The 13,117-nt window shown below is 70.8% G+C and carries 18 protein-coding genes; 12 read left to right on the forward strand and 6 right to left on the reverse strand.

From position 1 onward, the window contains the following. Positions 1 to 39 precede the first annotated feature (39 nt). The 4 genes from BLT28_RS07550 to BLT28_RS07565 are packed head-to-tail and all read left to right on the forward strand — an operon-like array spanning position 40 to position 1,434. Positions 40 to 468, forward strand: coding sequence for an Hsp20/alpha crystallin family protein (locus BLT28_RS07550; RefSeq protein WP_030433386.1), 429 nt, complete (start codon positions 40 to 42; stop codon positions 466 to 468). A 38-nt stretch (positions 469 to 506) separates the two neighbouring features. After that, a complete protein-coding gene (locus BLT28_RS07555; RefSeq protein ID WP_083383688.1) occupies positions 507 to 692 on the forward strand; it encodes a hypothetical protein in 186 nt (61 codons plus the stop codon). Positions 693 to 712: 20 nt separating this feature from the next. Beyond that, the gene (locus BLT28_RS07560; RefSeq protein WP_156051789.1) at positions 713 to 1,138 is read left to right on the forward strand and encodes a hypothetical protein; all 426 of its coding nucleotides are present in this window, start codon (positions 713 to 715) and stop codon (positions 1,136 to 1,138) included. Next, positions 1,135 to 1,434: a J domain-containing protein gene (locus tag BLT28_RS07565; protein WP_052408173.1), complete on the forward strand. Its 300-nt coding sequence runs from the start codon at positions 1,135 to 1,137 to the stop codon at positions 1,432 to 1,434. Before BLT28_RS07560 ends, BLT28_RS07565 begins: the two co-directional genes overlap by 4 nt. Here the strand turns inward: BLT28_RS07565 and BLT28_RS07570 are convergent. Continuing rightward, entirely contained in the window at positions 1,427 to 2,155 is a 729-nt protein-coding gene (locus tag BLT28_RS07570; RefSeq protein ID WP_030433382.1) for a GAF and ANTAR domain-containing protein, read from the reverse strand. The two genes, BLT28_RS07565 and BLT28_RS07570, sit on opposite strands and share 8 nt — an antisense overlap. Positions 2,156 to 2,491: 336 nt before the next feature. Between BLT28_RS07570 and BLT28_RS07575 the strand changes: the two genes are divergently transcribed. Then, entirely contained in the window at positions 2,492 to 2,857 is a 366-nt protein-coding gene (locus BLT28_RS07575; protein ID WP_162184943.1) for an STAS domain-containing protein, read from the forward strand. A 50-nt stretch (positions 2,858 to 2,907) separates the two neighbouring features. Further along, positions 2,908 to 3,732 (forward strand): DUF4262 domain-containing protein, encoded by an 825-nt coding sequence (locus BLT28_RS07580; protein WP_162184942.1) that lies wholly within the window; start codon positions 2,908 to 2,910, stop codon positions 3,730 to 3,732. On the opposite strand, the gene BLT28_RS07585 is transcribed toward BLT28_RS07580, so the two are convergent. Continuing rightward, entirely contained in the window at positions 3,722 to 4,480 is a 759-nt protein-coding gene (locus BLT28_RS07585; RefSeq protein WP_052408170.1) for an alpha/beta hydrolase, read from the reverse strand. The two genes, BLT28_RS07580 and BLT28_RS07585, sit on opposite strands and share 11 nt — an antisense overlap. Before the next feature lie 56 nt (positions 4,481 to 4,536). On the opposite strand from BLT28_RS07585, the gene BLT28_RS07590 reads away from it, so the two are divergent. The 3 genes from BLT28_RS07590 to BLT28_RS07600 are packed head-to-tail and all read left to right on the forward strand — an operon-like array spanning position 4,537 to position 7,012. Continuing rightward, positions 4,537 to 5,838, forward strand: coding sequence for an amidohydrolase family protein (locus tag BLT28_RS07590; RefSeq protein ID WP_052408169.1), 1,302 nt, complete (start codon positions 4,537 to 4,539; stop codon positions 5,836 to 5,838). Then, entirely contained in the window at positions 5,835 to 6,185 is a 351-nt protein-coding gene (locus BLT28_RS07595) for a hypothetical protein (protein ID WP_052408168.1), read from the forward strand. The genes BLT28_RS07590 and BLT28_RS07595 overlap by 4 nt, the downstream gene beginning before the upstream one ends. Positions 6,186 to 6,220: 35 nt before the next feature. Then, the gene (locus BLT28_RS07600) at positions 6,221 to 7,012 is read left to right on the forward strand and encodes a TIGR02452 family protein (RefSeq protein ID WP_030433376.1); all 792 of its coding nucleotides are present in this window, start codon (positions 6,221 to 6,223) and stop codon (positions 7,010 to 7,012) included. On the opposite strand, the gene BLT28_RS07605 is transcribed toward BLT28_RS07600, so the two are convergent. Next, complete coding sequence (locus tag BLT28_RS07605; RefSeq protein WP_030433375.1) at positions 6,982 to 7,437, reverse strand: phosphatase domain-containing protein; 456 nt, start codon at positions 7,435 to 7,437, stop codon at positions 6,982 to 6,984. The genes BLT28_RS07600 and BLT28_RS07605 overlap by 31 nt on opposite strands. After that, the gene (locus BLT28_RS07610; protein ID WP_030433374.1) at positions 7,434 to 8,015 is read right to left on the reverse strand and encodes a CGNR zinc finger domain-containing protein; all 582 of its coding nucleotides are present in this window, start codon (positions 8,013 to 8,015) and stop codon (positions 7,434 to 7,436) included. The genes BLT28_RS07605 and BLT28_RS07610 overlap by 4 nt, the downstream gene beginning before the upstream one ends. Positions 8,016 to 8,327: 312 nt before the next feature. On the opposite strand from BLT28_RS07610, the gene BLT28_RS07615 reads away from it, so the two are divergent. Further along, positions 8,328 to 8,693: a DUF4345 domain-containing protein gene (locus tag BLT28_RS07615; RefSeq protein WP_030433373.1), complete on the forward strand. Its 366-nt coding sequence runs from the start codon at positions 8,328 to 8,330 to the stop codon at positions 8,691 to 8,693. Positions 8,694 to 8,854: 161 nt separating this feature from the next. On the opposite strand, the gene BLT28_RS07620 is transcribed toward BLT28_RS07615, so the two are convergent. Beyond that, a complete protein-coding gene (locus tag BLT28_RS07620; protein WP_052408167.1) occupies positions 8,855 to 9,364 on the reverse strand; it encodes a hypothetical protein in 510 nt (169 codons plus the stop codon). Between the two features lie 234 nt (positions 9,365 to 9,598). Between BLT28_RS07620 and BLT28_RS07625 the strand changes: the two genes are divergently transcribed. Continuing rightward, complete coding sequence (locus BLT28_RS07625) at positions 9,599 to 11,188, forward strand: alpha/beta fold hydrolase (protein WP_081900813.1); 1,590 nt, start codon at positions 9,599 to 9,601, stop codon at positions 11,186 to 11,188. A 27-nt stretch (positions 11,189 to 11,215) separates the two neighbouring features. Here BLT28_RS07625 and BLT28_RS07630 read toward each other — a convergent pair whose 3' ends face one another. Continuing rightward, complete coding sequence (locus tag BLT28_RS07630; protein WP_030433370.1) at positions 11,216 to 11,827, reverse strand: TetR/AcrR family transcriptional regulator; 612 nt, start codon at positions 11,825 to 11,827, stop codon at positions 11,216 to 11,218. A 72-nt stretch (positions 11,828 to 11,899) separates the two neighbouring features. On the opposite strand from BLT28_RS07630, the gene BLT28_RS07635 reads away from it, so the two are divergent. Next, on the forward strand, positions 11,900 to 13,117 hold the full coding sequence (locus tag BLT28_RS07635; RefSeq protein ID WP_231950678.1) for a macrolide family glycosyltransferase: 1,218 nt from the start codon (positions 11,900 to 11,902) through the stop codon (positions 13,115 to 13,117).

The following is a 13,117-nucleotide window of genomic DNA, read 5'->3' on the forward strand; positions in this document are numbered from 1 at the left end:
AAAAGTGTAGTGCCTGAGCTAGGAAGGAGGACTGAGGCGATGATGATCCGCACGGACCCGTTCCGTGAGCTCGACCGGCTGGCGCAGCAGTTCCTCGGCGGCACCGGCACGAGGTCGCGGCCGATGGCGATGCCGATGGACGCCTACCGGATGGGCGATGAGTTCGTCGTCGCGTTCGATCTGCCCGGGGTCGACCCCTCGGCGGTGGAGCTGAGCGTCGAGCGCAACGTGCTGACCGTGAAGGTGGAGCGCCCCGGCCTGCCCGACTCCGTCGACGGCCAGGTCGTCGAGCGCCCGCACGGTGTGTTCAGCAGGCAGCTGTTCCTCGGTGACTCCCTGGACACCGACGGCATCCAGGCCGACTACGACGCCGGTGTGCTGACGCTGCGCATCCCGGTCACCGAGCGCGCCAAGCCGCGCCGGATCGAGATCGCGGGCGGAGGCGAAGCCAAGCAGATCAACGCCTGAGACCCGGGCCGGGAACCCCAGTGAACAGGAGGATGGCGATGACGGCGATGAGCGCGGACAAACCATGGAACGACGTCGCGGACCAGCTGCGCCCCGCCTGTCCCGACCTCGAACCCGACGAGGTTCCCGGCCCCGTTCCGCACGCGGATGTGGAGGCCGACCCGGCCGACGTCGCCGAGCAGGCGCGCGTCGTCCCGCTGCCCGAGGACCCGTACCGACCGTGAATCCGTTGGGAGCACCGGAGATGAGCAGTGCAAAGCACCCCCGGGCGGCATCGAGGGCGCGCGGTCTCTCCGCCACGTTGGACGACGCCACGCGCGCGGTCGACCGCGCGGTGCGGAGGTACGTCGATCCGCGGCAGGCGCCGGATCCCGCCGTGGCGTGCGGCCAGAGCCTGAGGCTGATCCGTCTGCTCGGCGCGCTCGGTGAGCTGTCTGCCTGCCTCGCGCCCGGTGTCGGCGCCTACCCGGCGCAGTACGAGCTGGGCGCCGACGACGGCGCCGACCCCGCGGTGCACGTGGCGCGCGCCTGCCGTGGGCTCGCTGAGCTGCGGCACGGACTGGCGAGCGCGGAGCGCGCCGCTCGCGACGTCTTCACGGCGTTGAGCCACCTCCACGCCGACCGACTGCCCCGGATGCGGGAGAGCGTGGTGGAGCAGCAGGGGAGGTGATCAACGTGCAAGATCCCTACGGCGTGCTGGGGTTGTCCCGGGACTCTTCCCCTGCGGAGATCACGGCCGCCTACCGCGAGCTGGTCATGGCGTTGCACCCGGACGCGCGCCGGGCTTCGGCCGATCCGGACCGACTTGCCGAGGTCGTCGCCGCGTATTCCGTGCTGCGCGATGCGAAGCGCCGTGCGGCGCACGAAGCCACTCGCGCCGAGCCACCGCCGGTCGCGATTCCGGTGCGCGTGGTCCGGCCCCAGCCCGACATCCGGGTCGGTCCGACGCGCCGCCACCTCAGGTGATGCCGAACTTCGCCAGCGCGTTCGCGAGGGTGTCCTGCTCGTGAGCGGTCACGAGGGTCGTGGCGACCTCGCGGAGCTTCGTGTTGCTGTTCTGGGAAGCGCTGACGAGCACCCGGAAGCTCTCCGGCGCATCGCAATGGCAGCAGCGCATCACCAGACCCTGCGCTTGGCCGATCGCCTGCCGCGTGTCCAACGCGGTCTGCAGCTGTTCGATCATGCGGTGCCCGTCCTGGAACAGCGTCGCGTTGTCCAGGATCACCCCGGCCTGGACGGTCAGCAGCAGCATGATGTCGTAGGCGGTCTCGGCGAACTGGTGCGGTTGGGCGGAGAACAGCGTCAGGACCGCGGTGGAGCGGCGCGCGGGCAGGGGCAGCGTGAGGCAGCTGCGGAAGCCACGGCGCTCCAGCCGCGTGCCGAAGTCCGGCCAGCGCCGGTCGGACCGGGTGTCGTCCAGCCTGCGCGGCTCGCGGTACCGCAGCGCCTCACTGATCGGCCCGGACACCTTCCCGGGCAACGGATCCGCAGTGCCGGACGACGCGATCACGATGATGCCCTCGTCGGTCAGCTCGCTGAGCTCGGTCTCGGCGCAGCCCGGCACCGTGCGCGCGACGCGGCCGACGAAGCGCCCGATGGCGTTGGTGACGTCGTCGTCCTCGACCAGCCGTGAGACCTCGGCCAGTTCCTGGGCAAGTGTGAGCAGCTTCTCGGCCTCGGCCGTCATGGTGTTCCTCCCGGCATGTGGTGATGGCCCGCCGGTTTCCAGGGCCGGAGGCGACCGTGATCGCTGGGATGCTGCGCTGCCGAACACCCGTCAGATGGGGACTGACCGTACAGAAGCGGTCCGACCGCCTCCGACCACCCCAGGATATCGGTGAGACGGCGCGGCGATTGGCTCCGGCGAGCGGGCGCCTCTACGATGACCGGTGACGCGGTTGTGCAGTCAGCCGTGCAGTGCTCTCACACCGTCCCGGTGGAGCAGGACCGCGGGCTGCACACACTGATTCCGGCGTCCCACCACGCGATTCGCTCCGCTCCGTCATCTGCGGAGGAACACGTCGTGTCAGTCTTCGTCCACCCGCCACGGAGCTGCGGGATCCGGTTCGCGATCCGACAACCGAACCTCGTCCTGGTCCACGTGCGGGGCGAACTCGACCTGGCGACGGCCCCCGATCTGGAGTCCCGGCTGGTGACCACCGTCGTCGCACAGCGCCGTGGGGTGCTCGTCGTCGACCTGGCACGGCTGGACTTCCTCGGTGTCGCGGGGATCAACGCGCTGCTCAAGGTCCGTTGCCAGGCCGAGCGCAGGAACGTGGAGTTCCGGCTCGTCGCCGCGACCCGCACGGTGCTGCTGCCGTTGGAACTGCTCGATCTCGGGCGCGCGTTCTCGCTCCACCCCACCGTCGACACGGCAATGCCCCGGTGACTGCCTGTCGCGCAACGGCGGTGGCGGATACTGTGCGTAACATTCGCGGGGTGTCTTGTTCCTGCCTGATCTGCACGGAGCGCACCGCCGGACGTGACGCGGCGACCGCGGAAGTCGTGCGCAAGTCCCGCTGGTGCGTGCTGAGGATTCCAGGGCCCGTGGACTTCGCGTACACGGTCGGCCTCTGGCACAGCTTCCGGCGGCCCGAGCTGGTGATGTTCGGGCTCGACGGCGAGGACATGCAGCACTGGCTCAACACCTGCGTCCAGCGGTGCGTCGAGGACGGCTGGCCCACCGAGGGGGAGCAGTTCACCGGGGTGATCGAGGGCGTGCCCACGCAGCTGCGCGTGGTGCACCGGGACTGGCACGACCCGTTGTTCGGGACGGCGCACCGCTTCTACGGCGTCGACGTCCCCTTCCGCCAGGTGGTCTGGCCGGACAAGCACGGGCGCTGGCCGTGGGACGACCGGGCCAGCAGCGGCTGCCGCGGCAGGCAGGCGCGGACCTGGCTGCCGGTCTCGGAGCACCCGGCGGGCGGATGGCGCCTCGTCGGCGAGCTGGAGCCGGGTTTCCCGTTCGCGTCCGGCCCCGACGTGTGGGCGCTGACCACCAGGGCGGTCCTCGGCGGGGCGACGCCGACCTGGGTGCTGAACGAGGCGGGGTGCTTCGACGTGCTGGACGACCGCCGGTACGACGCGGACGACCTGTGCCTTGCCTACCTCGGCGAGCTGGTGATCAGGCATCCCGGCCTGGTGGCGCGCGCGGACCTGGCGGACGGCCATTCGGCTGCCGCGGGCAACGCCTGGCAGAGCGTGAAGCTCACCAGCGATGATCTCAAGCGCAGCGAGGACGCCTGGCAGACCGCTACGCCCTGAGCTTGCCCGACAGGTACGCCACGGAGCCGGAGACGAGCGCGCCGACGTCCGGGTGCCCCTCGAACCCGTGCCCGGCTCCGGCGATCGCTTCATAGGTCGAGTCGACGCCCTCGCCCAGGAGCCGTGCGTGCATGCGCTCGCTCTGTGACGCGGGCACGAGCGTGTCGGCGGTCCCGTGGACGAGCAGGCACGGCGGCGCACCCGCGGAGACGTGGGTGATCGGGCTCGCGTCGGCGACGCGGTCGGGGTTGGTCGCGGGCCAGCAGCCGAGCCACGGCGAGTACAAGTCGTCGTCGACGCCCTCGTCCATCGTCGCGATGTCGGTGAGCGGGTACCAGGCGACCACTGCCCGAACGTGCTGACTTGTCAGACCGGCTGTGAGCGCGAGGTGCCCGCCGGCGGAATCTCCCCACACGCCAAGGCGATCCGCGTCGAGGCCGTACTCGTCGGCGTTCGCGCGGAGGAAGTCGATCGCGGCGGCGACGTCCTCGCGCTGCGCGGGCCAGGTGGCCTCCGCGCTGAGCCGGTAGTCGATGGCCGCGCACGCGATCCCCGCGCTGGTCAGGGTTTCGAAGACGGAGTTGCGCGGGAAGGTCCGGTGCAGCCAGCGGCGATCACCGGAGTGGAAGCTGCCGCCGTGGATCCAGATCACGACCGGCGCGCGGTCGACACCGTCCGGCAGGTGGAGGTCCAGCAGCAACGGCCGGAAACCGCGGATCACCGAGTATGTCAGCTGCTCGTGGATCACCCTCGCATCGTTTCACGGTTGACCCTCACGTGACGTGAGTCCCTAGCTTCTCCGCCATGGCCGAGAAAACGCTCGACCCCCCAAGCGGGTCTTCGGTGACGATGACGAACATCCGCGTGTTCGACGGCGAACGCATGACCGAGGACTCGGCGATCCGTCTGCGGGACGGCCTGATCGTGGCGCTGGGCGGTGCCGAGCTGCTGGAGCCGGGGGACGAGCACGTCGACGGCCGCGGCGGCACGGTGCTGCCGGGGATGATCGACGCGCACGTCCACCTGCTGCCGGGCTCGCCGAAGCAGGCGGTGACCTTCGGTGTGACGACGGTTCTGGACATGTTCAGCAAGCCTGACCTGGTGCGGGAAGCGACGGCGCAGGGCGCCGGTCCGGACGCGGCCGACGTGCGCTCGTCGAGCGTCGGAGCGACCGCGCCCGGCGGGCATCCTTCCTTGATGTACGCGCCATTTCCCTATGTCACGGGCCCGGAGGACGCGGAGGCGTTCGTCGCTGACCGCGTCGCGGAAGGCGCGACCCACCTGAAGGTCCTCTACGAGGACGGCAAGGTCGGACCGATGTCCTGGCCGTCGCTGGACGTGCCGACCGTCGCCGCGCTCGTCGAGGCCGCGCACCGCGCGGGGCTCCTCGTCGCGGCGCACATCAGCACTGCTCAGGCCGCCGTGGACCTCCTGCCCACGGGCGTGGACGTGTTCGCGCACGTGCCGTTCGACGTGCTCACCGACGAGCAGATCCAAGCGATCGTCGACGCCGGTGTAGCGGTGATCGCCACGTTGTCGATCGCGGACGGCTTCCCCGGCAAGGACGGCGCGATGCCGTTGCTCGGCGAGCTGGCCCTGAAGCCGCGGCTCGGCCCGGCGTGGTCGGAAACCGTGAAGGCGCAAGGAGAACGGTGGTTGCCGCCGGAGTTCCCGGACTTCACGGTGCCTTCGGACAACGTGCGACGACTGCGCGCGGCGGGCGTACCGATTCTTGTCGGGACTGACGCGCCCAACCCGGGCGTCGTCCACGGGGCGAGCGTGCACCGCGAACTCCAGCACCTGGTGGCTGCCGGTCTTGATCCGCTCGAAGCCTTGAACGCGGCGACGGCGCGGACCGCGGACGTGTTCGGCCTGGCCGACCGGGGCCGCATTCGTCCTGGGCTCCGCGCGGATCTCGTGCTCGTCGAAGGACGACCGGACCGCTACATCTCGGACACGCAGTACGTCGCGGCGGTGTGGAAGCAGGGCGCCCGCCTGGACCTCGACGGGTACGTGGGCTCGGCCGACGAACGCGCCGGCCTCGCGATGCTGCGAGAGATGACTGACAGAGTGATTTCCGCTTTCCAGAGGGAGTTCGACCGATGACCGCCGGAACGAGCCCGATCGCCGTGCACCGCGACGACGACGGCGAGATCCTGGGCTACCTGCTACCGACGACGGCCGGCTGGCAGCCGATGACGGTGTTCGCGGCGGCCCTCGCCGGACCGTCGGACTTCGAGCAGGCCGAGCGCGTCCTCCGCAACGACGGCATGTCCTGCCTCTCCGACGTGTGGTGGATCGAGCACGAGCCGGGCGAGTGGCGCGAGGCCCGTATCCAGGAGGCCCGGCCGGACGGGCTCCGCGTGTGGTGGGCGGACCCGATGAGCGAGCAATCGCCGCACGGGCAGTGGATCGACCCGCGCGCGGTCACGGTGCAGCGGCACCGTCCGTAGCGGATATCAGTTGCGGCGCCGTGGATGCTGGGCGTGTGAGTAGCAGGTTGCGGGCGATCGCCCGCGAGGCCGTGTCCATCGCCGGGCGTGGCTGGTACCAGACGGCATCCGGTGACAGGGTGGACATCAGCGCAGGAGTGACCAGCGCGGTGTCCGGAACGCGTATCTACCAACCAGAAGACGCCGTCGCCGCGCCGCGGGAGGCGGAGCCGGTCATCGAGGTCGTCAACGAGTCCAGCCTGGACGCCACCCGGCGGCTGGGCGGAGACGTGGCGTGCCTGGTCTTCGCGTCGGCGCGCAATCCCGGTGGCGGGTTCCTCAACGGGGCCCAGGCACAGGAGGAGTCGCTGGCGCGAGGATCGGCCCTGTACCCGTGCCTGCGCGCCGCGTGGGACTTCTACGTGCACCACCGGGGCGATCCCGATCTCACCTACAGCGATCGCGTGATCTACTCGCCGGGCGTGCCGGTGTTCCGGGGCGACAAGGGAAATCTCCTCGACGAGCCGTACCCGGTGTCGTTCCTGACGTCCGCCGCGCCGAATCTCCACGCGATCACGCGCAATCAGCCCGAGCGCGCTGCCGGAGTCCCGGAAGCGTTGCGCCGCAGGGCAATGCGCGTACTCGAAGTGGCCGCGGACAACGGGCACCGCAGGCTCGTCCTCGGCGCGTGGGGCTGCGGTGTCTTCGGCAACGATCCGTCCACTGTGGCCGATGCGTTCGCCGAGGCCCTGCGGCGCGGCCCCTGGTTCGAGCACGTGACGTTCGCCGTGCTCGACCGGGGCCGTGGCGCGCCGATCTACACGACCTTCCGCGACCGGCTGAACTGAGCCACCCAACGGCGCTGCCACGGCGTCTCGACGGCCCTGGGGTGCAGATGCTCCCTGGTCCACGCGACCGCGCCGGCCGGATCGACACCGGCCAGGATCGCGAGGCAGCTGACCACGGTGCCGGTGCGGCCCACGCCGCCTCCGCAGGCGACCTCGACCGCCATGCCGGAACGGGCTTTCTCGTGCAGCTCGTGGATCTGCTCGATGGCGAGATCCCGGTCGCGGGGCAGGAGGAAGTCCGGCCACTGGATCCACGTGTGCGGCCAGTGCAGCTTCTCCTCGTTCTCCCGGCGGAAGCGGCCCGCGCCCAGGTAGAGGCCGAAGTCGGGCAACGGTCCGTCCGGCACGGGGCGCCGAAGGCCGCGGCCGCGGATCCAGCTGCCGTCGGGGAGCTGGATGGCTCCGGTGAGTCTGGGGTCGGTCATGCGATCACGCTCCCTGCCTGGCGCCTCGCGCGGTGCTTGGCGACGTTGAGACGGTTTCCGCACAGCTCGGGCATGCAGTAGCGACGCCGCCCGGCGCGGCTGGTGTCGGCGAACACCCCTCGGCAGCCGGGCGCGGCGCACGCGCGGAAGCGCTCGTGGCCGAGCGTCCGGACGACGCCGAGCAGTCCGAGGCTGATGAACGCGGCCAGTTCGTCGGCCAGCGAAGCCCCCGGGGCGGTCGGCACGTGCCACTGCCACTTGCCCTCTGCGGCGCGGCGGAGCACCGGGGCGAGGCCCGCGCGGCGCAACAGCACCCGGCCACCGGCGACTGCCTGATCAGCCGTCTCCGTCTCCATGATGCCGCGCACCTCGCGACGCAGTAGCTGCACCTGGAAGACGTTCTCGCTGGTCGGCGGCAGCGCCGCGGCGGGCCGGAGGTCGTGTGCCGCGAGGAAGGCCGCCAGGGCCTCCGGTGTCGGCAACGCCTCGCCCGTGCTCTCGCGGACCGTGGGCGAGGTGGTGACCAAGTCCGTCGCCACCGCGGCCCCGGCCACGTAGTCGTCGATGGGGATGTCCACCGCTTCCTCCACTCGTGTAAGCGGTGAAAACGTAGCATAACCCTTACTGGCGTCTCCGCAGCCCGCGCAACTGCGTGCCGCACCGCTGCTGGACGTCGTGCGCAGCGTCGGCACCACCGGTCGCGACCTCGCGGAGATCTGGGCCGTCGGCATGCTCACCGACTCGCCCAGTCCGCCGCACGAATGAATTTCGCGCTACCGCGCTCGCCCGGCCGGGGCGTGGCGAATTCCGCCTTACCGGGAAACGGGTTTGCAGGGACGTCAGCACGTTTCCGGAAGCGGCGGTCGGGCCCTCGCGTGATGCTGGCCCGCATGGACACGCTCGTGATCAGTGTGGTGGCCGTCTTCTTCCTGGCGATGGGCGGATACGCGCTCGTCGCGCCCGCGGCACTGGCGCGGCCGTTCCGGATTCGGATCGACACCCCGGAGAGCCGTTCGGAGATCCGCGCCGTCTACGGCGGGTTCGGGCTCGCCATCGCCGGTGTGCTCGCCGCGGCCGCGGCCGACGTCGGCGGGATCAGGACAGGTGTGGTGATCACGGTCGGCGTCGCGCTCGCGGGGATGGCGCTGTGCCGACTCGTCTCGCGCGCGGTCGACCCGGGGACAGCCTTCTACCCGATCTGGTTCTACTTCTGCGTCGAGGTCGTCGCGGCCGCGCTGCTCTTCGCCGTCGCCTAGGGCGTATTTCACGGGTCTCGTTCGACGAGAGCCGGGATCGAGGTCGTTCCTGGCAAGTCGGTGGGAAGGCCGCGTACCGGTGTTGTACGTGGGCTTTCCGGCGGCGCGGCCAGGGGCGGGCTCGGCCCGGGTATCGCGGACGCGGACCTGTGAAACACGCCCTAGTCGATGACGAACCAGTTGCCGTCGCGGTAGGACATCACGGCACTGCCGAGTTCCTGCTCGACGAACGTCGCGCTGGAGCGGATCGCCTTCGTCGGGATGTCGACGTCGCCGTTGGCTCGCTGCCGTGCCAGTTTCGGGTCGATGGTCGCCGTCTCCAGCGCCTTGCGCTTGGGCGCCGGGATCATCCGGAACGTGATCGGGAAGGTCTGGCGGCAGGTGCCGAAGCCCTGCACCTCCGCCCTCTTCGCCGCGGGCCCGGCGATCTCGCACACGGTGTCCAGGTCCTGCCTGCCCACGCCGTGCAGGAACTCCTCGTAGCGCTGGATCGCCGCCTCGACGGTCTTGGGCACGCCCGCCGCAGTGGTGGTGGTGACCGGAGCGGCCGTGGTGGTGGTGGTCGCCTGGACCGGCGCCGGGGGCGGTGGCGGGTCCTGGGCCTTCGTCTCGTCCTGGCAGCCCGTCAGCACCAGTGCCAGCCCAGCAGTGAGGAAGATCGCCGACCTCATCGCGCCCCCGTTCCCGTGGTGATCACAGCGCGGGCACTCTAGTACGACTCGCCGGCCCGCCTCCGCTCCGGTGCGCTTGCCGCAATTGTGAAGAACTGACCGATCCGCGCCGGACTCCGTTCGCGTCGAAACAAATGTCCTTATGCGATCTCAGGGTTGTCCCCGATTCGCGGTAAGCAGGAAAGGAAATACGGTCGCGACGAATCCGCCGCCGCCGCGAACAACGGAGGACCTTTGACCCGCACAGCATTCGCCGCATCGGCGGTGGTGGCGCTCGCCGCCACCCTCGTGACGGTGGCACCGGTCGCGTCGGCCGCCCCCGCCGCGCCGGCGTGGAAACTCTGCAAGGACATCGCCAACGGCTGGCCCGCCGGGGACGCGCAGACCGAGTGCGCCTCCGTCGCGGTCCCGCTGGACCACGCGAAGCCGGACGGACGCAAGATCAACATTGCGATCAGCAGGATCAGGGCGTCCGAGCCCGCCGCGCGCCGGGGCGTCGTGGTGTTCAACCCCGGTGGCCCCGGTGGCTCGGGGATCACGATGCCGCCGTCGATGCTGCGCAGCACCGTCAAGGATCTCGGTCGCACCCACGACCTGATCGGCTTCGACCCGCGTGGCGTCGGCTACAGCGACCGGATGACCTGCCCGGCCCTGCCCGAGGACACCGAGCGACCGCCCGCGTCGTGGTCGGCCAAGGAGAAGGCGCGGTTCCTCTCGGCCCGCGACGGCAGGGCCAACCGGCGCTGCGCCGAGACCGACCTCGAGTTCGCCAGGAACCTGACCACGGACGCGATCGCCCGCGACATCGACGCGATCCGCGCGGCGCTCGGTGAGAAGAAGATCAACTACTACGGCGTCTCCTGGGGCACCGCGCTCGGCGCGCACTACCGCAGCCTGTTCGACGGCAACGTGGACCGGATGCTGCTCGACTCGGTGATGCTGGCGAACTTCGACCTCGACGAGATCGACAACACCACCGTCGCGGCCAACGAGAACCTGTTCAACGACTTCGTCTCGTGGATCGCGCGCTACGACCGCGTCTACCGCTTCGGCACCACCCACGGCGAGGTCTCGAAGGCGCTGTTCGACCTGCGCAAGCTGCTCACCGAGTCGCCCAGGGTGGTCGGCAGCGGCCCGTCGCAGACGGTCATCGACGGCGACACGATCACCAACCTGATCACCGCGAACCGCAGCTGGTGGTCCGCGGCCGCGGCCGAGCTGGTCAAGATCCGGGACAACGACGTGCCGGAGCGCGCGCGGCAGGCTGCGGACGCGGTGGGGGAGCGCGCCACCGCGCGGTCGGCGGCCCGCGGTTTCGAGGGGAAGCCGGAGTACTTCAGCCGCTTCCTCAACGTCGCGGTGATCTGCAACGAGGCGCTGAGCACCCGCGACTTCGAGACGGCGTGGGAACACCGGATGGGCCGGATCGCGAAGTACCCGGCGGCGGGGGAGAGCGCGTCCTTCGACGGCATGTGCGCGAACTGGCCGCTACCGGTGCAGCCGTGGCGGCTGAAGTCCGGCGCCAGCGCGCTCCAGCTGGTCGGCCACCTCTACGAGGGCGTCACGCCGATCGACTGGGCGGTGTCCATGCGCGCCAAGATCGGCGGCGCGCTGTTCACCATCGAGGACGACTGGCACGGCTCGCTGTCCCGGCTGCCCTGCGGTGCGACCGGGGTCGAGTTCTTCGCCGCCGGCAAGACCAGCGGCGCGTCCTGCCCGGGCGCCCCGATCCCCACGCCGGAGACCCCGGCGCCGAAGTCCGGTGACGGGCTGACCGTCGAGCGTTCCCCGTACGACAAGGACCGCGTCGCCGCCTTCGGCTGACGCCTTCGCCCGCGCGGTCTGCCCGGTTCAGCCGGGCAGACCGCGCAGGCCTATCTCCACCCCGCGGCGCAACGCCGCCCAGAACTCCTCCGCCGACTGGTCCAGCTCCAGGCTCTTCAGCGCCGCCGCCTGCGCCCCTCCGCTCATCGCGCCCACCGCCGCCGCGGCGCTGATCGGGTCGAGCACGTCCGGGAACGCCCGGAGCAGTCCGTCGGCGATCTCCCGCTGCAGCTCCTGGCTCAGCTGCAGCGCCCGTCCCTGCAGCGCCGGCTCGGTCATGATCACCCGGCGGAAGCGGTCCATGCCCTCCGGGTCCCGCCGCCCGATGCCCTCGGCGAGGTAGTCGGCCAGCATCGCCTCGTAGGCCCGCAGCAGCAGGTCCGCGACGCTCTCGCCGGGCTTCCGGTCGGCCAGGACCGCCAGCGGTACCGGCGCCCTCGGCCCGGAGTCGGCGAAGAGCACGTCCTCCTTGCTGCGGAAGTGGTTGAAGAACGTCTTGGTCGCCACGTCCGCCGCCGCCGCGATCTGCGCGACGGTCGTGCGCTCGTAGCCCTGCTCGCTGAACAGCCGCAGCGCCGCGTCCGCGAGCTGCCGCCGGACCTGCTGCTTCTTCCGCTCGCGCCGGGACACCTCTGCCACCCGGGGAACTTTACACCGAGGATACGGTTACATTCGTTGTAAGTTTGCAGCTGATGTAACCGTGGAGGTCTGATGAGCCGCATAGCCCTGGCGGGGATGCCCGCGGCGGGTCACGTCAACCCGAGCGTGCCGCTCGTGCGCGAGCTGGTGGACCGCGGAGTCGCCGTCACCTACTACAGCAGCGAGGAGTTCCGGGAGGTGGTCGAGCGCACCGGCGCCGAGTTCCGCCCGTACCCCGCGGGCACGGTCTCCTCGCGCGCCATCGCCGAGGCCACCACGTCCGGCGGTCCGGTGCGGGTGGTCGCCACGCTGCTGCCCGCGACCGCGACCCTGGTGCCGTTCCTGGTCGAGGAGTTCCGCGCGCTGCGGCCGGACGCGGTCGCCTTCGACTCCAACGCGCTGTGGGGCTACATGGCCGCCGCGCGCGCGAAGCTGCCGAAGATATCGCTGATGACCACGTTCATGCTCGGCACCAAGGACTTCGGGTGCCTCACCGCGCGGGAGTGGTTCAGCTCGATGCTGCCGATGGTCCCCGACATCCCCTCGGTGGTCATGGCGAAGCGGCGGTTGCTGAAGCGGCTCGGCAAGGACATCTACCCGCCCTCGCCGACCCTGCCGATCCGCGGCGACGTGACGATCTTCCCGATCCCGCGCGAGCTCCAGCCGCCGAATCCGTCGCTGGACGAGCGCTGCCACTTCGTCGGCCCGACGATCGACCCCGCCACCCGGCGGAGCGAACCGGACTCCGAGCTGGCCGCGTTCATGGACAGCGCCGACCCGCTCGTCCTCGTGTCACTGGGCACCCTGCACGCCGGGACCGACGAGTTCTTCCGCACGTGCTTCACCGCGCTCGCCGACCTGCCCGCGCGCTTCGTCCTCGCCGTTGGCGCCCACGCGCGCCCGGGATCGCCGCCGCCGAACATGCTCGTCCGGGAGTCCGTTCCCCAGCTGGACGTCCTCGCGCGTGCGTCGGCCTTCGTCACCCACGGAGGGATGAACAGCGCGTTGGAAGGACTGTTCTACGGCGTGCCGCTCGTCGTGCTCCCGCAGCAGATCGAACAGCTCATCATCGGTCGTGCCGCCGCGGCCCGAGGCGCCGCGGAAGTGTTGCGCCACAACCTCTCCAACCGCCCGGTGCCGCCCGCCGACCTTCACGCGGCGGTCTCCCGCGCCCTGACCGACGCGTCGATGCGCGACGCGGCGAAGGCCCTTTCCGAGATCATCCGCTCCTCCGGCGGAGCATCCGCGGGTGCTCAGGTGATCCAGGACTTCCTCACCGCCGTGCGGTGA

Source organism: Allokutzneria albata (assembly GCF_900103775.1).
GTDB classification, from domain to species: Bacteria; Actinomycetota; Actinomycetes; order Mycobacteriales; family Pseudonocardiaceae; genus Allokutzneria; species Allokutzneria albata.